Source organism: Streptomyces sp. NPDC111656 (genome assembly GCF_055656965.1).
Genome location: NZ_JBVKCA010000012.1, coordinates 284,252 through 305,704, shown reverse-complemented (window position 1 = coordinate 305,704; position 21,453 = coordinate 284,252). Strand labels below are relative to the sequence as shown.

Annotated in this window: 16 protein-coding genes and 1 pseudogene; 10 read left to right on the top strand and 7 right to left on the bottom strand. The window is 69.4% G+C overall.

Annotation, left to right across the window (positions count from 1 at the left end; translation table 11 throughout):
* Positions 1 to 176: 176 nt before the first annotated feature.
* Entirely contained in the window at positions 177 to 692 is a 516-nt protein-coding gene (locus tag ACZ7M3_RS32095; protein WP_472067753.1) for a helix-turn-helix domain-containing protein, read from the top strand.
* Between the two features lie 1,120 nt (positions 693 to 1,812).
* Here ACZ7M3_RS32095 and ACZ7M3_RS32090 read toward each other — a convergent pair.
* Complete coding sequence (locus tag ACZ7M3_RS32090; RefSeq protein ID WP_472067751.1) at positions 1,813 to 3,144, bottom strand: hypothetical protein; 1,332 nt, start codon at positions 3,142 to 3,144, stop codon at positions 1,813 to 1,815.
* A gap of 162 nt (positions 3,145 to 3,306) precedes the next feature.
* Between ACZ7M3_RS32090 and ACZ7M3_RS32085 the strand changes: the two genes are divergently transcribed.
* Positions 3,307 to 4,245, top strand: coding sequence for a HEAT repeat domain-containing protein (locus tag ACZ7M3_RS32085; RefSeq protein ID WP_472067749.1), 939 nt, complete (start codon positions 3,307 to 3,309; stop codon positions 4,243 to 4,245).
* Here the strand turns inward: ACZ7M3_RS32085 and ACZ7M3_RS32080 are convergent.
* The 3 genes from ACZ7M3_RS32080 to ACZ7M3_RS32070 form a co-directional block, all read right to left on the bottom strand.
* Positions 4,212 to 4,898 (bottom strand): class I SAM-dependent methyltransferase, encoded by a 687-nt coding sequence (locus ACZ7M3_RS32080; RefSeq protein WP_472067793.1) that lies wholly within the window; start codon positions 4,896 to 4,898, stop codon positions 4,212 to 4,214. The genes ACZ7M3_RS32085 and ACZ7M3_RS32080 overlap by 34 nt on opposite strands.
* A gap of 130 nt (positions 4,899 to 5,028) precedes the next feature.
* Positions 5,029 to 5,901, bottom strand: a complete 873-nt coding sequence (locus ACZ7M3_RS32075; protein ID WP_472067747.1) for a class I SAM-dependent methyltransferase — start codon at positions 5,899 to 5,901, stop codon at positions 5,029 to 5,031.
* Between the two features lie 123 nt (positions 5,902 to 6,024).
* Complete coding sequence (locus tag ACZ7M3_RS32070; RefSeq protein WP_472067745.1) at positions 6,025 to 7,581, bottom strand: hypothetical protein; 1,557 nt, start codon at positions 7,579 to 7,581, stop codon at positions 6,025 to 6,027.
* A 223-nt stretch (positions 7,582 to 7,804) separates the two neighbouring features.
* Here ACZ7M3_RS32070 and ACZ7M3_RS32065 point away from each other — a divergent pair, with 223 nt between their 5' ends.
* Together ACZ7M3_RS32065 and ACZ7M3_RS32060 are read left to right on the top strand one after the other, a co-directional pair.
* Complete coding sequence (locus ACZ7M3_RS32065) at positions 7,805 to 8,266, top strand: MarR family winged helix-turn-helix transcriptional regulator (protein WP_472067743.1); 462 nt, start codon at positions 7,805 to 7,807, stop codon at positions 8,264 to 8,266.
* A gap of 104 nt (positions 8,267 to 8,370) precedes the next feature.
* Positions 8,371 to 10,041: an MFS transporter gene (locus ACZ7M3_RS32060; RefSeq protein ID WP_472067791.1), complete on the top strand. Its 1,671-nt coding sequence runs from the start codon at positions 8,371 to 8,373 to the stop codon at positions 10,039 to 10,041.
* Positions 10,042 to 10,121: 80 nt separating this feature from the next.
* On the opposite strand, the gene ACZ7M3_RS32055 is transcribed toward ACZ7M3_RS32060, so the two are convergent.
* Positions 10,122 to 10,847, bottom strand: coding sequence for a GNAT family N-acetyltransferase (locus ACZ7M3_RS32055; protein ID WP_472067741.1), 726 nt, complete (start codon positions 10,845 to 10,847; stop codon positions 10,122 to 10,124).
* A gap of 133 nt (positions 10,848 to 10,980) precedes the next feature.
* Here ACZ7M3_RS32055 and ACZ7M3_RS32050 point away from each other — a divergent pair, with 133 nt between their 5' ends.
* Together ACZ7M3_RS32050 and ACZ7M3_RS32045 are read left to right on the top strand one after the other, a co-directional pair.
* Complete coding sequence (locus tag ACZ7M3_RS32050) at positions 10,981 to 11,310, top strand: hypothetical protein (RefSeq protein ID WP_472067740.1); 330 nt, start codon at positions 10,981 to 10,983, stop codon at positions 11,308 to 11,310.
* An 85-nt stretch (positions 11,311 to 11,395) separates the two neighbouring features.
* Positions 11,396 to 12,190, top strand: a pseudogene (locus ACZ7M3_RS32045) (polysaccharide deacetylase family protein).
* 19 nt (positions 12,191 to 12,209) lie between these two features.
* On the opposite strand, the gene ACZ7M3_RS32040 reads toward ACZ7M3_RS32045, so the two are convergent.
* Positions 12,210 to 13,295 carry a sugar ABC transporter substrate-binding protein gene (locus tag ACZ7M3_RS32040; protein ID WP_472067738.1) on the bottom strand — a complete coding sequence of 362 codons (1,086 nt, stop codon included), beginning with the start codon at positions 13,293 to 13,295 and terminating at the stop codon, positions 12,210 to 12,212.
* Positions 13,292 to 15,826, bottom strand: coding sequence for a SpoIIE family protein phosphatase (locus ACZ7M3_RS32035; protein WP_472067736.1), 2,535 nt, complete (start codon positions 15,824 to 15,826; stop codon positions 13,292 to 13,294). Before ACZ7M3_RS32035 ends, ACZ7M3_RS32040 begins: the two co-directional genes overlap by 4 nt.
* Positions 15,827 to 16,007: 181 nt before the next feature.
* Between ACZ7M3_RS32035 and ACZ7M3_RS32030 the strand changes: the two genes are divergently transcribed.
* The 4 genes from ACZ7M3_RS32030 to ACZ7M3_RS32015 all read left to right on the top strand — a co-directional run bounded on the left by ACZ7M3_RS32030 (position 16,008) and on the right by ACZ7M3_RS32015 (position 21,438).
* Positions 16,008 to 17,096 carry a sugar ABC transporter substrate-binding protein gene (locus ACZ7M3_RS32030; RefSeq protein WP_472067734.1) on the top strand — a complete coding sequence of 363 codons (1,089 nt, stop codon included), beginning with the start codon at positions 16,008 to 16,010 and terminating at the stop codon, positions 17,094 to 17,096.
* A gap of 38 nt (positions 17,097 to 17,134) precedes the next feature.
* Positions 17,135 to 17,917 carry an ATP-binding cassette domain-containing protein gene (locus ACZ7M3_RS32025; protein WP_472067732.1) on the top strand — a complete coding sequence of 261 codons (783 nt, stop codon included), beginning with the start codon at positions 17,135 to 17,137 and terminating at the stop codon, positions 17,915 to 17,917.
* A 5-nt stretch (positions 17,918 to 17,922) separates the two neighbouring features.
* The gene (locus ACZ7M3_RS32020) at positions 17,923 to 19,206 is read left to right on the top strand and encodes a sugar ABC transporter permease (protein ID WP_472067730.1); all 1,284 of its coding nucleotides are present in this window, start codon (positions 17,923 to 17,925) and stop codon (positions 19,204 to 19,206) included.
* Between the two features lie 177 nt (positions 19,207 to 19,383).
* Positions 19,384 to 21,438, top strand: coding sequence for a DUF1996 domain-containing protein (locus tag ACZ7M3_RS32015; protein WP_472067789.1), 2,055 nt, complete (start codon positions 19,384 to 19,386; stop codon positions 21,436 to 21,438).
* Positions 21,439 to 21,453: the final 15 nt, after the last annotated feature.

Below are 21,453 nucleotides of genomic sequence, written 5' to 3'. Positions count from 1 at the left end.
GATCGCGTGGTCAATGAGTCGGGTTCAGCCCCCAGCCGTCGCTTTCCTCCACCAGGCCCAACGACCTGGGTCAGGGATCAAAAGCACCTACTCAGCTTGACCCTGTCGGTGATCTTGGTGTTTCCCGGTGCGGCACCTCCTTGCAGTTCGCGTACACGGCACCGACCGACTGCAGGGTGCTCATCCTGCCCCGGGCCGGCCTGCTCCAGCACCTGTACCGGACCCGGCTGCCGGCCCTGACCTTCGCCCCCTCCACGGCCCCGGAGTCCCGGCTGCTTCTCGCCCATCTCGACGCCGCCTGGTCCCTCTCGGAGCAGCTCGGCCCGGAGGCGACGCATGCGGCCGGCGAGGCGATGGCCATGCTGCTGACCGGACTCATCCGGACACACGCACCCATCGCGGTCCCACCACAGTCGCTGCGGGCCGCAGCCACCGCATACGTCGACAGCCGGCTGAGGGACCCGGACCTGGCTCCGGCCACCATCGCCCGGGCGCTGAACATCTCCGTCCGCACCCTCCATCGTGCCTTCGCCGACGGCGAGACCGTCATGGCCTATGTGCGACGCCGCCGCCTCGAAGGCGCCCGCCGCGAACTCGACTGTCCAGGCAGCCCGTACACCGTCGCCGACGTCGCGGCACGCTGGCAGTTCGCCGACTCCAGCCACTTCCGCCGGGCCTACCGCGGCACGTAGGGACAGCGCCCCTCAGATCCGGCAAGGTGCAGATCAGAAGGGGTCCGGCTGTTCCCTGACGATCAGAGCATGCAGCCACAAAGGGCAGGGCATTGCCCAGACATCTCCTGCCCTCCCTCGTCAAGTCCCGATATGCAGTGCCATGACACGAACCGGCGGCCAGGGCGTAATGGAGACATGAGTTCACACGGATCGGTGAACCAGCACAGAGTCCGGAATACTCCCGCGCCATCAACCTGCGAAGGGAAAATCCTATGCATTGCATACCTATGAGGCAACAACTCGTGGCGCTTGCCATCACGTCAGCCTTGGCCGTCGGAGCGGCAGCGCTTCCCTCCCATGCATGCGCGGCCTCGCCGGAGCAGCACGCCGTAGCCACCACCGCGCTTGACGTGATGCCGATCGCAGAGAGGGGCGTCCCGACAAAGCTGCCGAACGATAATTCGGGCAACTTGAACAACGACAAGTCCTATACGGGCTGCTTCCTCAACGAGATTGGCCCGTCACCAGCCGCCCAGTACTGGAGGGGCCGCTGTGATGGCTACCGAGCTGGGCAATCGGATGGATCTATGGACGGTCGTCGATGCCATCCCTACAGATTGCCGGGATTTCCTTACGGTGGCTCCTATTACGAGGATGGCCGCAGGGATGGCTATATGAAAGGCTACGACTACAACTACAACCGTGCGAAAAGCCATGCGCATTGCCCACCCTTCCCCATAGAGGTCCACCCCATGCCCGACTACCGTGTGACTCGGTAAAGGTTCGGCCTCCCCGGTCCTCGGCAAACACTATGGCCAGCCACAGCCGGTCGATCTCATCGATGTCCATCGTGCGCCCCTGCGCGAAGGCGCGGGCTACTTCCAGTTTCGGTATGACCCTGCCGGAGGCGGCGCGCTGCAGCGTCGCAGCACTGTAGGTCCGCGTCCGTTCCGAGAGCGTGACGTACGAAATGTTGGCTATTTTCCGTCCGTCGCTCAGGGTATTGGCGAGTGCGCCCAGCGGACTCACCGAATCCGGGATCGGCTGTCCCACGGGGCCACTGCTGGTCACGTCGAAGAGGAATCCGACCCGATGTGACAACGTCCACAACACCGAACGCTGCGCCGGTACGGGCGAGTCAGGCCTGCTCCTGGTAGGGAAGCTCTTCGCGTACGTTTCCGGAGTGGTCCCGGGCGACCAGGACGGCCGTGACGGGGCCGCGCTCCGGCAGGTAGGTGAGGTCGGGCCCGGCGATGAGGAACGTCCCTCCGGTGATGCGTGCCGCCAGGTCGGGCATGCCGTCGCGGCGCAGGACGACCGAGGCGATGTGGGCGTCTTCCACCAGGCCCACAACGGCGATGGTGCCGCTGGCGCCGTCCGCGAAGTCGTAGTACATCCGGGTGGCCGCGATGTTCTTGCCGACCACGGCGAAGTCCCGAACCGGGCCCTGTTGAGGAGTGAAGTCGAACACGAACGGGTCCTCGGCACTCGCCCGGTCACCGGTGGTGTGCCAGACGAGCAGCTTGCCGTAGCGGCCGAGCCGGACTCGTTCGTGCGGTGTGAGATCGGCGTGAGCACCGGGTCGCCACTGCTCCGGATCGACGATCGGAGGAGCGTCGGCCGCCGCGAGAACCGTGGTCAGATCCTCGGTGGCGAGCGCGGGGTCCTCGACGGCCGGTGCGGGCCGGTCCACGACGGCGTTCGCGCGCGCCGGGAGTGCCGCGGCGGGCACGATCTCGCCCTTCGGGCTGCCGTTGGTCCGCAGAACGAGGCCGGTGGAGTCGACGAGGAACGCGTTGGGAGCCACGAACACACCGTCGGCGACCAACGTCCATCCCAGCGGGCGCCGGTCCGCGGGCCGTTCCACGACCAGGCTGCCGACCTCGGGTGCGACAACACCCGCGATGGTGCCGAACTCGGTGTGGAACGTCACCGACGCTCCCTCGCCGGCCGACGCGCCCACGGCGGGCTGGGACAACGTGACCCGCTTCGGGGTGAGTTCCGCGAACACCACTCCGTCCGGCGAGCCGAATGCGATCACCCTGACGCCGTTGCGGCGCGCGGTGAGCAACGGCTGCCAGTCGGCCGGATCGGGATGCGCACGCGTCGCGGCCGCGGCGCAGCGGCGTACGTCCGCCGTGGAGGCCCACCCGGTCCGCAGACGGTAGAAGTCCTCCACCTTACGAGTGCCGGAGCGTGGTTGGTCACCGGGCGCCCCGGGACGCGCGGCGAGGTGCTGTCGCAGACGCGGCCAACTCGGGAATCCATGAAGGCGGGCGATCACCAACTGCGCGGTGTCGAGGTTGAATTCGACCAGCGGACTCCGACTTTCGGGCGCGTGCAGCGCGACGAGCGCCAAGGCGGTGGGCTGCTGGGAGCGCACGGCCCGCTGCAAGTCCTTCGCCCGCTTCTTGAGCTGTTCCAGACTGGCACGCTCGGGCAGGGGCACGGTCTGCGGTGTGGTCGGCACGGAGCCTCCTTCGGTGAACCGGTGGTCCGCCGAACCGGCCGAAGGACGGTAGGCCATCATGACGTGCTCGTGTACACCAGGTGGGCTCTGCCCTTCCCGCGGACCCGGAGGCGCCCCGCGCGCCCGTTCGACCACTCTACTGCGTCCCCGTAGGGTGCGGGCGTGCGCGCGCCCGAAGAGCTGAACGAGGTGGAGTGGGCGGCCCTTGAGCATGCCTATGGGCCGGCCGACGACGTTCCGGAGATGATCCGCGCCCTGTACGCGGAAGAGTCCCCGGAGACGGAGCGTGGCGAGAACGTCGGTGAGGAGCTGGTCAGCAGCCTCAATCACCAGCGGTCGTTGTATCCGGCGACGCTGGAAGCGGTGCCGTTCCTGGCTCATCTGGCACTGCACGTGTCCTGGCATCGAGAAGCTCTGCTGGAGGTGCTGACCGGGCTCGCCGAGCTCGATGAGTCGGGCGTGCCCGCGCCGGAGTCCCTCGGTGGACGGGTTCGCGCGGCGGTCCTGGCCGAACTTCCACTGCTGATGGGGTGTTTGACCGACCCCGATCCCTTCGTGCGGCAGGCCGCGATCCGGCCGGCGTGCGTGGGGACGCGTCCGACCCACCCTGCCGTGGTCCGCACGCTCGCGGACCTTTACGAGAGCGATCCGTCCGCCTCGACCCGGGCCGACGCCCTCACCGCTCTCGCCCTGCTCGATCCTGATCCGGCGACCGTACGGGACCGCGAGGCCGCGGCCATTGACGACCGCGATCGGGAAGTCCGCCTGGCTGCCGCGCTGTCGGTCCTGGCCCGGACCGAACCTCCGTATCCCGCGGCCCTGGTGGCGGTCGTCGCGGCTGACGGCGCCGCTGTCCCGGGCTCTCACCGTTTCGCCGCCCGCCCACGGCCCTTCCCCTATCCCGGTGCGTCCCACGACCGCGAGAACGAGCTCCTGACCGAGGACCCGGAGGGCGCGCTGAGACGACCAGCTGCGCCGTCTCGCCCGCACCCTTCTCGACGAGCCGATGTCATCCTGAAGCAACCCACAACCCACCACCGTCGCCCACCACCGTCGCTCGCCGGCTTTCACGCCCGTGCCGGCTTGCGGGCCAGTTCGTAGGCGAAGTCGACTGTCTCGGTGAGGCGGTCGTCGGCCGTACAGCGGCTGAGTTCGGCGGTGAGGTCGGCGTCGAAGGCGCCGGCGTGGTCCGCGAGCACCGGCGGCGGCAGGAACGATGTCGACCGGATGTGCCCGGCGAGTTCACGGATCGTCCAGTGGTGCTCGACCGCGAACTCGTGGCGTCCGGCGGGCTCGAACCCGGCACGGGACAACACGTCGTGGTCAGGGTCCCGCTGCCTCGACTCGTCCCAGCCGGGCGGAACGCGTTCGGCCGCGCCGAGGGCGTTCTGCCATGTTCGCAGCACGTCGGCGAGCGCCCGCTGCCAGTCCTGGGAGCCCGCCCAGGGGGAGGTCGACCAGCACAGTGCGAGGCAGCCACCCGGCCTGAGCCAGGTATGGGCGAGTCCCGCGACCGCAGCGCGGCGCAGCCGGTGGAAGGCATTGCCGATGACGATCGACTCGAAGCTGTCCGGCCCGGCGGGCAGATCCTCGGCGCCGACGGTGATCGTACGCATGTGGGCCGCGCCGACGGCGATCGCCTTGGCGCGGACCACTTCGGTCATGCCGGGTTCGGCGTCGACGCACCACACGTCCGCGAACGAGGCGCGCAGCGGGAAGGCGAGTTGGCCGGTGCCGCATGCCAGGTCGAGCAGGCGCCCATTCCCCGAGGGGCTGCCCGGCGTACGAGATCGGCGATCATCGCGTCGGGGTAGGGAAGCCGGAAGCGGTCGTAGTATCCGGCCGTACCGCGGTAGAGATCTGGCTCGAACCTCACGTCACCGGTCATGCGACCACCCGCCAGGTAGTGGCCACCAAGAGATCTTCTCCGCTCGACGGGCGAAGGCCGTCGGTCCGATCGGCGAAGTAGCGTTCGGCGAGGGCGGTTCCCGACACGTGGTGGACGTCCTTGAAACCGGCGTCACGGGCCAGCGCGAGCATCTCCTGCGGGGTGTAGAAGCTGATGAACGGCGTTCCGGCCGCTTGCGCCCGTGGCTTGATCGCCTCGAGTCCGGGGCGGTCGGCGTCATCGACGAGTTCGGCCGGCAGCATGAAGGTCATGGCGAGCGTCGAGCCGGGGGCGAGCAGGGCGAGCCGCCGCAGGGTCGCCGCGGTGGCGTCCTTGGTGAGGTACATGGTGACGCCGGTGCAGGCGACGACCGTCGGCCGGCCCGGATCGAAGCCGGCGTCGGACAGCTGCTCCCACCAGTCCGCACCCGTCTCGAAGTCGACCGGTACCAGTCGCAGCCAGTCGGGGATCCCGTAGCCGAGTTCGATCAGGCGTCGGCGCTTCCAGGCCTGGGTGCCCGGCTGGTCGATCTCGAACATCCTCAGGCGGGCGGCGATCTCGGGCCTGCGCTGGGCGAAGGTGTCCAGACCGGCGCCCAGCACGACGTACTGGGCGACGCCGTGGCCGACCTGCTCGGCCACCAGGTCCTCGATGAACCGGGCTCGGGCCACGATGGCCGCCCGGAACCCGCTGGTACCCCGCGGGTCCATGTCCGGGCGGTGCCGCCATCCTTCATCGGGTGCCGCCAGTCGCAGCCCGATCTCGTCCTCGATCACGTGGGGCGGCGAGTCGACCCGCACGTGCATCGCCCGCCAGAGGGCGACGCGCACCGCGGTGCTGTCCGGCACCTCGCTCTGCTCGTCCGCCACGATGCCCCTCTCCTTGCGGTCGGTCTCCGAGTCGGCCGGGGACGACCGCGACACGGGTTCCCGGCGCGCCGGGCGACAGCGTCGCGATCAGTCGGGGCCACGACCATCCCACACGCCGGGGCCTCAGTAGCCGAAGCTCGTCGTGTAGGCGCACTCGGTGTAGATGTAGCCGGACCTCAGCTTGGCCGTGTCCGAGGCCGGGGACTTCCCGGTTCCGCTCCGGGCCTTGTGCACGAAGTACGTGGTGCCCGCGGGCAGTCGGATGGTCCGTTGCGGATAGTTCTTCCCGCTGTCGTTGCAGGGTGTGAAGCCTCGCACCAGCGTGCTGGCGAGGGAGTACGACGTGCAACTCCCGCAGGCATCGAGCGGGAAGCTTCCCGTCACCGGCCCCGTGTACATCACGGTGATGTCGTCGGGGCTGTCGTTCTTGACGGTGACGGAGATACTGCCGCCGGATGCCGTCGTGGGCAGTCTCTTGCCCGCGGCGGGCACCGTCTGGGCGATTTCCGCCGCGATGGCGATCTTCTGGGCGCGGGCTCGGTTCGTGTGGTGCGGATTGTTCTTGACGAAGTCGTTCATCGTGGTGACGGCCTCGTCGAAGCTCCCGTCCCTGTACTGGTCCACTCCGCAGGCGTACGTACCCGAGTCCGCGGTCCTGTCGGCCCGGTCGGCGTCCTTGCGGAGGTCCGCGGCCACACCCGCCGCTTCTCCCAGCAGCGCACGGACCTGGGTGCCCAGGCTGTTGAGGTGCTGGACGGCCGTGCAGGGATCGCCGCCGGCCACCTGTTTCACGGCCTTGTCGACCGCCGTCTTGACCGTCGGCTCCACCTTCGCGGCCGACGCGGACCGCGGGAACGTCGTCAGGAGATCGCTGAAGTGCGTGGTCCAGTTCGCCTCGCCACCGCTCAGCGACTGCGACGCGCACTCGTAGAGCGAGGTCGCCAGCCGATCGTCGGGCCACGTGGACAGTGCTCCGAGTTCCCGCTCGCCCATGGTCCTCGGTACGGTGCGCAGGTACTTCAAGGGCGCAATGGCGTCGCAGTAGTTCTTCTGGTCGAAGGGCGCACCGACTGTGGCGTAGTACGTCTTGAGCCGGTCGGGGACCCGGGCCGCCGCGCGGGAGCCGGGATGGTCGCCGCGCAGGCCTCGATAGACCGCCAGTGCCCGGCGGTAGTCGGCCTCCGCCGTCGCGAACGGCTGCTTGCCGGCGGTCTGGACGAGCTTGTCCGCCCGCTCCAACCGGTCCATGAGCATCGCCTCGGTGGCCTCGTCACGCGCGCCGTCGTACAGGACGACTCCTCCGGTCGGCACGGACAGAAGGACGACCCCGAGCGCGATCGCGAGCCAGGCGCGCGGCGGCCACACCAGACGGGTCCGCAGCCCCACGACCGCACCATGAACGGCCGCGAGACCGAGGAAGACCAGGTAGGCGACGACAGCTCCGGACGGGACGCCGTCCGGGTCCGCGGGGAGGGCCACCAAGAGCAGCAGCGCGGTCGCGACCCAGCACAGCGCCATGAGTCCCCAACGGCGCACCAGCGCATACCCCAGGCCCAGTCCGCACAGGTTCAGCAGTGCCACCGCGGCCGCTCGCAGCCCGTCAGCCGGAGCGGGCGGCGGTGCGCTCGGCATCGGCGGTACGACGAATCCGGCGCGCGGGCCGTTGTTGTCCCAGGACATGACGGCTCCCCCAGTCAATCACGCCCGAAGTTCTATGACTTGTCAGGGTACGTTCAATCGTTCGGTCGCGACAGAGGGTGCGCCGCGACAGTGCGGGCACACGGGAAAGCGGACTGTCACCGTCGGAGATCACCTGCCGCCGTCGGGGAATCACCCGTTCGATCATTACTAACATTTGATTGGCCAGCCCAGACTGATAAACCTATTGTTACTACTTGTGCAGGTGGATACAGAAGCAGGTACCGATCATCCCCACGGACCGAGCGACACCGTCCGGCTCGCCTCCGACCTTCGCCTCGCCGTGGGACGCATGACCCGCAGACTGCGCCAGGCCCACGCCGTGGGGGACGTGTCACTCTCCGGCGTCTCGGTGCTCGCGCGGCTCGCCGCCGACGGCCCCAGCTCCCCGGGATCCCTCGCCGACCTGGAACGCGTACGGCCACAGGCGATGGCCAGCACGCTCGCCGTACTCGAACAGCGCGGGCTCGTCGGTCGCGGCCCCGACGCGGTGGACGGGCGACGGATCATCGTGGCGATCACCGAGGAGGGACGGGCCATGCTGGCGGAGCGACGCTCCGAGTCCGTACACCGGCTCTCGGCCGTCCTCGACGAGTTCACCCCGGAGGAGCGCGGGACACTCGCGTCGGCCCTGCCCCTCCTCGACCGACTGGCGGAACGGCTGTGACCGCACGCACCTCGCGCTGGACGCGCCGGAAGGACACCCCTGCGGGCCCCGGCTACAAGTGGGTCGCCCTGTCCAACACCACGCTCGGTGTACTGATCGCCACGATGGACGCCTCCATCGTGATCATCTCGCTGCCCGCGATCTTCCGCGGGATCGGGCTCGACCCGCTCGCGCCCGGCAACATCGGCTATCTGCTCTGGATGATCCTGGGCTATCTCCTGGTGTCGGCCGTACTCGTCGTCGTCCTCGGCCGACTCGGCGACATGTACGGCCGGGTCAAGATCTACAACCTCGGTTTCCTCATCTTCGCCTGTGCCTCCGTCGCGCTGTCCCTCGACCCCTTCCGGGCCGGCGCCGGCGCGATGTGGCTGATTCTCTGGCGCATCGTGCAGGCCTTCGGCGGCTCCATGCTCACCGCCAACTCGGCCGCGATACTCACCGACGCCTTCCCCACCCGACAGCGCGGCATGGCCCTCGGCATCAACCAGATCACCGCGCTCGCCGGCCAGTTCCTCGGTCTCCTCGCCGGCGGCCTCCTCGCCGCCGTCGACTGGCGCGCGGTGTTCTGGGTGAGCGTGCCGATCAGCATCACCGGCACCATCTGGTCGTACCTGAGCCTGCGCGAGACCGCGGCAGGGCGCCCCGGCCGCATCGACTGGCTGGGCAACATCACCTTCGCCGCCGGCGCCGGAATCCTGCTGGCCGGCATCACCTACGGCATCCAGCCCTACGGCTCCGACGCCACCGGCTGGGGAAATCCGTGGGTGCTCAGCGGCCTGATCGGCGGCGTCGTACTGCTGCTGCTCTTCTGCTACGTCGAGTCGCGCGTCGCCGACCCCATGTTCACCCTGTCGCTGTTCAAGATACGGGCGTTCGCCGCGGGCAACCTGGCGGCGCTGCTGACCGCGATCGCACGCGGCGGGCTGCAGTTCATGCTCATCATCTGGCTGCAGGGCATCTGGCTGCCCCTGCACGGCTACGCGTTCGAGGACACCCCGCTGTGGGCGGGCATCTTCATGCTGCCGCTGACGCTCGGCTTCCTGATCGCGGGTCCTGTGTCGGGGTACCTGTCGGACCGGTTCGGCGCCCGGATGTTCTCCACGACCGGCCTGGTCGTCGTCGCGGTCTCCTTCCTCGGGCTGCTCGCGCTGCCCATCGACTTCGACTACGGGCTCTTCGCGGCGCTGCTCCTGCTCAACGGGCTCGGCCAGGGCATGTTCTCCGCGCCGAACACGTCCTCGATCATGGGCAGCGTGCCGCCCGAGTACCGGGGCGTCGCCTCGGGGATGCGCTCCACGTTCCAGAACTCGGGCACCGCCCTGTCCATCGGTGTGTTCTTCTCCCTGATGGTCTCCGGACTGGCCTCATCCCTGCCCGCGGCGCTCAGCAGCGGACTCCAGGCGCACGGCGTACCGGCCGGCACCGCCGAGCATGCCGCGTCGCTGCCGCCGGTGAGCACGTTGTTCGCCACGTTCCTCGGCAACAATCCCGTCGAGCACCTGCTCGGATCCGGTGGAACCCTCACCCACCTCACCGCGGCCCAGCACGCCACCCTGACCGGTCACACCTTCTTCCCACAACTGGTCTCCGGCCCGTTCCACCACGGACTGGCCATCGTCTTCAGCGTCGCCGCGGGCATGGCGCTGGTCTCCGCCGTCGCCTCGGCCCTACGCGGCGGGCCGCGTCCCGCCCAGGACAACCCGCCGCAGAGCCGACCGCCCACTGTGGCCGGCCCGGCACCGGCGGAACAGCGCCGGAACAACGCACCCTCGTAGGAGCGGTTCGTCGCCCGGGCCGGCCGTGCGACGCCGGTACGGGCGGCCTGAGAACGGTCGTCGACCGCTTCCAGACGATCTCAACCGGCGATCTCCACGCTGAGTTGGGAGCCCAGTTCCTCGAAACCCAGTACGGCGGCGACACGCCGGGAGGCGGGAGGCCGCGCGCGCCATTGCGGCAGGAGTCCGGCCGCGAGGGCATGCGCGACCGTCGCCGAGCCCGTCACCCGCGCCAGCCCGCGTCCTCGTGCTCCTGGGGCCGTCAGCACGCCGATGTGCGCGGTCCGACTCGGCCAGGCCCGATACCCGGCAGCGGCAACCACCTGCCCGTGTTCTCGGACCACGAACACGGGCGACGTGATCTCGTCCAGCGCGGCCTCACCGGCGTCCTCACGGCCCGCCACCCGCTCCAGAAGCCGCAGTTCCGGGTGAGCGGCCGGCAGGTGCTCAACCGTCAACGCACCGGCTTCCACCGGACGGAAGGCCTCCGCAGACACGTACGCCAGCGCTGCCGGCCCCAGCGACTGGGCCACGGGCAGCACCTCCCGGACCGCAACGCCATCCACGACGTCTTCGACCGGCAGCCCCGCCACTGCGTCGCGAACGATCACGGCGGCACTCTCGCTCGGCACGGTCACGATCGCCGATCCGCCCAGGGCGACCACTCCGACCCAGCCGACGGGGCACATCCCGGACTCCGGGGAGACCACCACGTTCACACCCCCCGTCGGCGCGAACGACACCGGCACCCGGGCCAGGCCCTCCCACAGCCCACGGGCTCTGACCAACAGCGGTTCCCTCGACATGGCCCCCATCCTGCCAACATGCCCCAGCTCACACGATCGTCCGGTGACGGTCCATGTCTACACGCCGGGCGACAGTGTGCGGCTGCTGCTCAACGGTGCCGAGGTCCCGGCGAGTTGACGGCGGTCGCCGGCCGTGACGGCGAGGAGATCGGCATTCCAGGTCGACGGCACGGGTGAGCTCGCCGCCGTGGGCAACGGCAGTCCGCACCACGTCGACAGCCTCCGAAAACCACGCCGCCACGCCTGGCACGGGCAGGCACTCGCGATCCTCCGGCCCGCGCAGCGGCCGGGCCGCGCCACCCTCACCGCGAGCCCGCTCGGACCGAGGTCAGCCGTAGCCCGGGCCGCATACCGGAGGAGGGAGTCGAGGTCACCAACACCGGGCTCACCGCGGCTCGTTCGGAGGGGTTTCCCTGCGTGGTGTCGCCGCTCTGTCTCCGAATCCCCGCGGAATTGTCCGTGATCGGTAACGGACGCATCCCCTGGCGGCCCATATCCGTCCTCCCGGGTGCACGAGATCCACGAGGACGACGAGGAGTGGGGCGGACATGTCGCGGCATGGGGGACGGGGTTGGCACGGGCGGGTTCTCGCGGCGGCGGTCGGGGTGACTGCGGCGGCTGCGGCCACCTCGATGTGGACCGCCCAGGCCAATCCCGTCGAGGGGAAGCACACGCCGGCCGGCAGCTCGGCACACTCCAGCGCGCCGAACGCCGGGTCCAAGGCCCCCGGCGGGACGCCGGTGTCGGTGGACATCGCCCATGCCTCGGACCGCGGGGCCCGCGGTGTCAACATCACCATCGACGACGGACCGGACCCCACGTGGACGCCACAGGTCCTCTAGGTGCTGCGGGACAACGGTGTGAAGGCCACCTTCTGCATGGTGGGCACCCAGGCCCAGGCCCACCCGGACCTGGTCAAGGCGGTGGTGGCCGCCGGGCACCGGCTGTGCGACCACACCGTCTCGCACGACACCACCATGGACACCAAGTCCCAGGCCTACCAGTCCCAGCAGATCCTGGACGCCGAACGCATGATCACCCAGGCCTCCGGAGGCGTCCGGCCGCAGTACTACCGCGCCCCGGGCGGCGCCTTCACCCCCTACAGCCGCCACCTCGCCGCCTCCCACGGCATGCGACCGCTCGGCTGGAACGTCGACTCCAAGGACTTCGAACACCCCGGCACGGGCGCCATCGTCGCCACCGTCAAGAGCGAGGTCTCCAACGGCCCGACCATCCTCTTCCACGACGCCGGCGGGGACCGCTCCCAGACCGTGGCCGCCCTGCGTGAGGTCCTGCCCTGGCTGAAGCAGCAGGGATACTCCTTCGGCCTTCCCGTGCGCTGAGTACCCGTCACTCGTCCTCTCAGCGGGTGAGTCCGGCCTTTTCGCAGGCGGGCCGGAGCTCGTCGGTGCAGATCTCGTCGACGCTGTACATGCCGTCCTTGAGGAGCGTCGGCTTGATCTTGTCCACCGTCACCGCCCTCGGCGTGAGCAGGACGGAGGGGATGTGCCTGGCGGTGTGGCTGTCGGTCGTCGTCGTGGCGATCTCACGGAGGTCCTCTCCGCGTCCCAGGGCGACGGCCATGGCGGCGGCCGCCTCGGCCTCCGCCCTGAAGGGTTTGTAGACCGTCATGTACTGCTCGCCCCTGACGATGCGCTGCACGGCGTCGAGGTCGGCGTCCTGGCCGGTGACGGGAGGAAGGTCCTTGACCCGGGCGCTCTTGAGAGCGGAGATGACGCCCGCGGCGATGGTGTCGTTGGCCGCCAGGACGCCGTCGATCCGGTCCGGGCCCAGGGCCGCCATCGCGGCGGACATGTTGGCGTGGGCGCTGTCCATGCTCCAGCCCTGGGTGTCGTACGCCCTTCCGATCTTCACCTTGCCGGATACGACGGACAGTGCGCCGCTACGGAACCAATCCGCGTTGGGGCTAGTCGGATCGCCGTTCATCATGACGACGTTCCCGCCGTTCGCCTTCTCGCCCATGGCCTTCAGGAGCGCCTCGCCCTGGAGCCTGCCGACCTGCGCGCCGTCGAAACTGACGTAGCCCGAGATCGGGCCTTCGGCGAGCCGGTCGTAGGCGACGACCGGGACACCCGCCTCGTGCGCCTCCTGGATCGAGGAGCGCAGCGCCCTGGTGTCGGTGGCGTCGAGGATCAGGACCCTGACCCCTTTGGTGATCATGGAGCTCATCTGTTGCCGCTGCCTCATCGCGTCGTTCTGGGCGTTGGCGTACTCCAAGGTGCAGTGGGGGCACAGTTGCTTCAGCCGCTTCTCGATCAGCGGTTTGTCGGACCGCTCCCAGCGGGGGACGGTTCGGCTCGGGAGCAGCAGGCCGACGGTGAAGCCGTCCTTGCCCCTCTCCTCTTCCACTTCTTCGCAGGCGGCCACGGACGTCGTCATGAATCCCGCGACGAGCACCGCGACGACGTGCCATGTACGGGTCCTCATGGCAGACCCCCTCGCTCCGTCCGAGGCCCCGAACCCGCGCGAGCCTGCTCGCAGTGCGGCACGACGAGCTCGCTCCACACCTGCTTGCCGCCGGCCACCGGCACGGAGCCGAAGGACTCCGACATCGCTTCGACGAGCAGCAGACCTCGGCCGCCGGTCGCGTCCCAGTCCACGATCACCGGCTTGGCCGGGGCACGCGGCGAGCAGTCGCTCACACTGACCCGCACCCGGTCTCCGCGGAGCATCAGGTCGACGCGGACCGGGCCCTGCGTGTGCACGAGGCCGTTGGTGACCAGTTCCGACACGACCAGCAACGCCGCGTCGGTCACTTCCTCGACCTTCCACCGACGCAGCGCGCGTGCGGTGAAACGGCGTGCGTGCATGACGGCGTCGGGCAGCCGCCACACCGCCCAGCCGGCCCGTATCGGTCGGGTCTTCATGCCGTCGTAGCGCAGCAGCAACAGCGCCACGTCGTCCTCACGAGGGTCGAGTTCGCCGAGCAGTTCGTCGGCCATTTCCCCCGGATCCGCCGGATCAGCCGCGGCGAGCGCGGTGCGGGTCCGGTCCATGCCCTCGTCCAGGGGCAGGTCGACGGCCTCGACCAGACCGTCGGTGACCATGACGATCACCGTGCCGGGGGCCAGCGCGCAGGTGGTCATGGGGAACTCCGCGTCCGCGAGGATGCCCAGCGGGAGTCCGCCCTCGACCTGTACCTCCTCGGTCCTGCCGTCGGGGTGGCGCACCAGCGGTGCGAGGTGCCCGGCCCGTACGAACAGGGCGTTGCCCTCCTCCATGTCCAGCTCGGCGTAACAGCAGGTGGCGAACAGATCGGTCTCCATACCGACGAGGAGCCGGTTGGCGTGCGAGACGACCACGTCGGGCGGATGGCCCTCCACGGCGTACGCCCTGATGGCGGTACGCATCTGGCCCATGATCGTCGCGGCTGCGGCGCTGTGTCCCTGCACGTCGCCGATGACCAGCGCCACCCGGTCCTCGGAGAGGGCTATGACGTCGTACCAGTCACCGCCCACCTGCAGTCCCCGCTTGGCGGGCAGATAGCGGGCGACGGCCGTCCCGCCGGGCAGCTCGGGCAGGCGCCGGGGAAGGAGACTGCGCTGCAGCATCGTCGCGAGCTCCTGTTCGGCGTCGTGTGCGCGCGCACGCTTGAGGGCCTGTCCCACCAGTGCCGCGGTGGCGGTCAGCAGGAACCGCTCCTCGGGGACGAACTCGTGCGGCTGGTCCCAACCGACCAGGCACACGCCGGCGACCCAGCCCTTGGCGGGGAGCGGCAGGACGGCCAGCCCTCCGGCGCCGATGCCCGCGAGTCCGGGTTCGAGGGTCGCGGTGGTGGGCCACAGATCCATACGTCCGTCCCGCAGAGCCATCTGAAGGGTGGGCAGGGCGCTGACCGGTGCGTCAGGCCACTCCGAACGCCACTCGGAACGCCACCACTGCGGCCAGGCTGCGGGCTCGGGCGGATCGAGCACGGTGACGGCGAGCCGGTCGTCCTGCAACTCGGCGAGCGCCACCCGGTCGGCGCCCAGTGGCTCACCCAGCGCGGTGACCACGACCCGGCTGACGTCACGGACCGTTACGGCATCGTCGAGTGCGGCAGTCAGCCACTGGATCCTGGATACGTCGTCGGCGCTCTGCCGCAGGACCGAGGTCGCCGTCACCACCCCCGCCACCTGCTCCGGCCGGCCGTCGAAGCCGGCAACCACCTTGCAGCTCAGGCTCAGCCAGCGCATCTCACCGGTCGGGCGGCGCACACGGAACTCCAGCTCCCGCCGGCCGACCGTCTGGGTGGAGGGCTCCAGGACCGACATCAGCGCGTGCATGTCCTCCGGGAGGGCATGCGCGAGCAGGGTGTCCGCCTTGCCGTCGAAGTCCTCGGGCGTGATTCCGGCCAGCTCGAGCAGCGTCTCGTCCGCCTCGATCAGGCCGGTGTCCGGCGTGATGACGAAGGAGCCGACGCACAGACTCCGCAGGGCCGGACTCAGTAGTGGCGACGGAGCGGGCCGACCGGTTCCTGTCCGGAGCACGGCGACGACCGCATCGGCGTACTGCTCCAGGAAGCGCCGTTGTTCGGCCTCGAAGCCGTCCGTCGAATCCCCCACGACGACGAGGCAGCCCAGCCGCCGGCCCTCCGTCCCGAGTGGCAGCGCGGCGAACGACGTCTCCGGCCGCGTGGGCGTGGGCCCGCCCGTGGAGTAGGAGGCGAGTGCCGCGGGAGTCAGCCACAGTGGCCGGCCGGTGCGAAAGGTGTGCGCCGCGGGTGAGTCACCGGACAGCGGCAGACGCTCCGGCAGCCCGTACTCGCAACGGGCGGATCCGGCCGTTTCCACCAGTCGAAGCTCCTGATTCCCGGCACCGGGCAGGTAGACCGCTGTCAGCGCCGCCCCCACGAACGTCAGGGCCCGCTCGCTCGTGACCGCCTCCGGCACCGGAGGCGGTGAACCGGTGCCGGCGGCGTCGGCCTCGCATGCCCGTGGCTCCGAGACCCCGGTCCGGGCACGGCCGTCATGAGGCATGTCGGCGACCTACCTCCCGTCGATGCGTCAGGTGCCTACGGAGGGAAATCCGGCACCCGTACACCAGAATCGTATATGGGTATCAATAGGACATATTCCTCGGCCGGTGTCACACTTACGACGTGGTCGTCCTGCCACCGGGCCCTCGCCGCGCGAGGTGAAGGACAGGGAGGTCTCTCGCATGAAGGCCTGCATCCGGGGCGCGGCCGTCGTCATGACCGCGATCTCGACGGCCGTCACTCTCACGGCCTGCGGGCACGACGCAGGGAACGGCTCCAGCGGTGGCAACAACCTGACGATCGGTCTGCTGCTGCCGGACGCCGCCACGTCTCGTTGGGAGACACAGGACACGCCACTGCTCACGAAGAAGATCACGGAGCTGTGCCACGGCTGCAAGGTCGAGCACGTCAACGCCAAGGGCGATGTGGCCACCCAACAGGAACAGATGGACTCGATGATCACCAGGGGGGTCGATGCCATCGTGCTCGTGGCCGTCGACTCCAGATCGCTCGGCGTCGCGGTCAAGAAGGCCCATGCGGCAGGTATCCCGGTCATCGCCTACGACCGTCTCTCCGAGGGCCCGATCTCCGGCTATACCTCCTTCGACGGCGAAGAGGTCGGCAGGCTCCAGGGCAGGGCACTGCTGAAGGCGATGGGCGACAAGGCGCGCACCGGCGCGATCGTCATGATGAACGGCGATCCCGGCGACCCCAACGCGGTGGCGTTCAAGAAGGGCGCGCTGTCCGTGCTCAACGGGAAAGTGAAGATCGGCAAGGCGTACGACATCCTCCAGTGGCGGCCGGAGACCGCGAACCTCGACATGTCCGGCGCCATCTCCGCCCTCGGCGTCTCCACCATCCACGGGGTCTACGCCGCCAACGACGGCCTCGCCGCCGGCAGCATCTCCGCCCTCAAGGCGAACAAGGTCGCCCCACTGCCTCCCGTCACCGGGCAGGACGCCGAACTGGGAGCCCTGCGGCGCATTGTCAGCGGCGATCAGTACATGACCGTCTACAAGCCCTTCGCACCCGAGGCTTCCGCCGCCGCAGCCATGGCCGTGGCCGCGGCCCGCCACGAAAACCTCGACCGCGTCGCCACGGGCAAGGTGAGGACCCGCGACGGGAGGACGGTTCCCGCCGCCATGCTCACCCCCGTGTCCGTGACCGCCGGCAACATCAAGAACACCCTCGTCAAGGACGGCGTCTACACGGTCCGGCAGATCTGCACCCCCCAACTCGCGGCCGCATGCGGCAAGGCGGGGCTCACCTGACAGGCAGGTGCCGAGCAGGTCCGGGCCCCGGGAAGGAGATGGTGACCGTGCCGACTCCCCCCTTGCTGGCGCTGCGTGGCGTGTGCAAGCGCTATGGGGTCGTCGAGGTCCTCACCGACATCGAACTGGAGATTTACGCCGGCCAGGTCGTCGCTCTTCTGGGGGACAACGGGGCCGGCAAGTCCACCCTCGTCAATGTCATCTCCGGCGTCGCCCCCGCGGACAAGGGCACCATCGAGTGGGAAGGCCGGGCGGTCCCCATCAAACGCCCCCACGACGCCCGGGACCTCGGTATCGCCACCGTCTACCAGGACCTCGCGCTGTGCGGGAACCTCGATGTCGTCGGCAACCTCTTCCTCGGGCGCGAGATCCGCAGGTTCGGGTTCCTCGACGAGGTGGAGATGGAGCGCCGCACCAAGCACCTGCTGGAACGCCTGACCAAAGGTGTCCCCGATCTACGGGTTCCCACCGTCTCACTCTCCAGTGGCCAGCGGCAGACGGTCGCCATCGCCCGCTCGCTCCTCTGCGACCCGCGGGTTCTCCTCCTGGACGAACCGACCGCGGCTCTGGGATTCGAGCAGACGCGCGAGGTCCTGGACCTCGTCGACCAGCTGCGCGACCGCGGCCTGGGCGTACTGCTCATCAGTCACAACATGGGCGACGTCAAGGCGCTCGCGGACCGGGCCGCCGTGCTGCGGCTCGGTCGCAACAACGGCTTCTTCGACGTGAACACCGCATCCCAGGAACAGATCATCTCCTCCGTCACCGGCGCCACGGAGAACGTGCCCCACCGCATGGCCTCCCACGAGTCGGGGTGGTGAAAGGGATGCGCAGGACGGCGGACAATGCTCGGGCCGAACCCACCGCACCCGACGCCGAGGCCCCGGGGCCCCGCCGCGGGCAGGCCGTCGTCCGTGCCGTCGCCCGTGTCGTCGATCGCTGGGCCGCCGTCGCCCGGCGCAAGCTCAGCGCCGGCGAACTGGGCTCGCTGCCCGTCGTCCTCGTCCTCGCCGCGGTCTGGATCACCTTCCAGTCCCTGAACCAGAGCTTCCTCTCGCCCCGGAACCTGTCCAATCTCAGCGTGGACGTCGCGGGCACCGGTCTCATCGCGGTCGGCATCGTCTTCGTCCTGCTGATCGGTGAACTCGACCTGTCGGTCGGCTCCATCAGCGGTCTCGCGGCGGCCGTCTTCGCCGTTCTCAACGTGAACAACGGCGTGCCCGAATGGCTTGCCGCCGTCATCGGGGTGCTCACGGGTACCGCGGCGGGAACCGTCCAGGGCTTCTCCTTCGCGAAAACCCGGGTGCCGGCGTTCGTCATCACGCTCGCGGGGCTGCTCACCTGGAACGGCTTCATGCTGTACATCCTCGGGGCCAGCGGCACCGTCAACCTCGACGAGAACGGACTCGTCGCCAAGCTGACCAGCTACTACTTCACCAATGACGCCGTCGCCTACGGCCTGGCGGCGATCGCCGCGGCCACGGTCTTCCTCGTGTGCTACCAGGGCAGGCGGCGCCGCAAAGCCGTCGGCATGCCGTACCGCTCGCTGCGGGGAATCGTGGCGCGCACCGGAGTGCTCACGGTGATCGCGTTCACCGGCGCGTATCTGCTCAACCGTTTCCAGGGCCTGCCGCTCGCCCTCCTGATCTTCCTCGTCGTGGTGGCCGGCCTGGACATCGTGCTGCGCCGCACGCACTACGGGCGGCAGATCTACGCACTCGGCGGCAGCGTCGAGGCGGCCCGTCGCGCCAGTCTCAGTGTCACGGCGGTGCAGACCGGGGTGCTCGCGATCTCGGGCACCATGGCCGCGATCGGTGGTCTGTTCCTGGCCTCGCGCATCACCTCGGTGAGTCAGAGTTCGGGCTCGGGCGTCCTGCTGCTCAATGCCATCGCGGCAGCCGTCATCGGGGGCACCAGCCTGTTCGGAGGACGCGGCACGACCTGGTCCGCCGCGCTCGGCATGCTGATCATCCAGTCGATCGCCTCGGGCATGGCGCTCACGGACACCCCCGCTGCCGTCCAGTTCGTCATCACGGGCGGGGTGCTCTTCGCCGCGGTGGTCATCGACTCGCTGTCACGCCGCTCGCAGAAGGCACACGGGCGGGCTTGACGGGTGTGGCCCGGGATCACCGTGCCAGGTTTGGCCGCGAGCTACGAGGCTGCTGTGAATTCCTGCGGCGTTTGAACGCTACCGTGCTCGCCTGCGTATGGAACGGGGGATTTCCATGCCTCGCCTGCCACGGGACGTAGGAGTACACACGTGAGACGCAACACGCGCAGACGCCCCATGGGGGCACAGCGTGCAACTTTTGCCGCAGCCGCACTGATACTGGGCGGAGGAGGGCTGGTAGCGGTCAATGTCTACGCTTCTGCGACCGAGAGCGGCTCGGCCGGTCAGGCGAACCCGAACAACCAGACCTGGGCATCGGGTGCCGCCACGATCGACTGTCCGGACGTGGGCAGCAAGCTCGCCGAGGTGCCACAGCAGGCGAGGGCGGAGGTCGACAAGGAACTCGCCCTTCTCGACCAGCAGGTCTCCGAGGCGTACGCACGCATGACCTCGGAGCAGCAGGCCAAGGCGCAGGACGCGGACTTCCTCCAGAACGCGATCCTCGGTCCGCTGAAGGAGAAGCGGGGCGCGGTCATCGACCGCATCAAGACCGACTTCAAGAACGCGGGCGCCGAAGCCCCGAACTCGATCGACGATCTGGCCACCTGCACCGCGGTCCCCGCGGACCAGACCCAGAACAACGCCGGTGGCCAGAACGGCGACGGCCAGCAGCAGAACGACAACGGCGGGCAACAGGGCGGCGGCCAGCAGGGCGCCGGCGCCGTCAGCGGCCCCGTCGCAGCGGACTTCGTGGACATCACGACGCTCCAGCCGAACGTGCCGCAGAAGCCGGGCAACGGCGACAACGCCTCGACCGGCACGTTCACCAGCTCGTGCGGTGTGAACGCCAACAAGAAATTCAACACCGACAACGTGATCGTCGCCCCCGGTGTCACCAACGGCGCCCATCACCTGCACGACTACGTCGGCAACCAGTCGAACGACGCGTTCGCCACGAACGACGATCTCGCCAACGCCGAGACCACGTGCCAGAACCAGGGCGACAAGTCCACGTACTACTGGCCGGTGCTCCGAGTGCAGGACGGTACGCAGGAGTTCGACGCCGACAAGAACGGTGGCGGTCTGGAGGGCAACGTCGGGAAGGTCCTGCAGGCGAAGCAGGCGCAGATCGAGTTCATCGGCAACCCGCAGAGCAAGGTCGTCGAGATGCCGACGTTCCTGCGCATCATCACGGGCGACGCGAAGGCGTTCACCAACGGCCCCGCGAACGCCAACGCCCACTGGAGTTGCACCGGCTTCGAGGACAAGGTGCAGCTGACGGACAAGTACCCGATCTGTCCCCAGGGCAGCAGCGTGGTGCGGTCGTTCGCCTTCCAGAGCTGCTGGGACGGTCAGAACATCGACAGCGCCAACCACCGCACGCACGTCGCCTTCGCCGACGCCAACGGCAACTGCGCGGGCGGCTTCAAGGCGATCCCGCAGCTGACGATGCGCCTGATCTACGACGTTCCCGCGCCGACCCTCGAGAACGGCCAGGTGAAGAACCCGTACGCCGTGGACGGGTTCCCGGAGCAGGTGCACAAGGCGATCACCGACCACGACGACTTCATCAACGTCTTCGACGCATCCCTCATGCGGGAGATGGTGGACTGCATCAACGCCGGCCGACAGTGCGGCGACGGTGCTGGTGGAGGGGCCGGCGGCGGTGACGGCAGCAATGACGGTGCTGGTGGCGGCGGTGGCAGTGCCGGCACGGGCGAGCCTTCGCAGGACGAGCCGTCCCCGAGTCCTGACGCCTCGTCCGGCGGCGACGACGCAACAGCCTCCGCGACCCCCACGGAGGCACAGACCACGCAGCCTCCGGCCAGTACGCCCGGCACCACCGAACCGACGCGCGGCGGCCAGACCACCGGCACCGGCACCGGCACCGGCGACACTGTCGTCGTACCCAAGGCGGACACGTCGACCTCGGCCGCGGCGAGCGACACGGCCGCCGCGCCGCAGGGTGGCGCGCCCGAGCACCAGGGCAGCGAAGCGACCCACCGCGCGCAGACGCCGGCCGCGGGCGCGGACGCCCCGTCCACGCAGGCGACGGCACAGGACACGCCGCAGGCAGGTTCGCAGTCGCAGTCGCAGTCGCAGACCGAACCGCAGGCGGTCACCGGCGATCTGGCCGACACCGGCACGAACCTCTGGCCGGCCGCGGCCGGAGGCGTTCTCGTGATCGCGGGCCTGGTGCTCCTGCGCCGCATCCGGCGCGGCTCCGTGTAACAACACCCCTGGGCC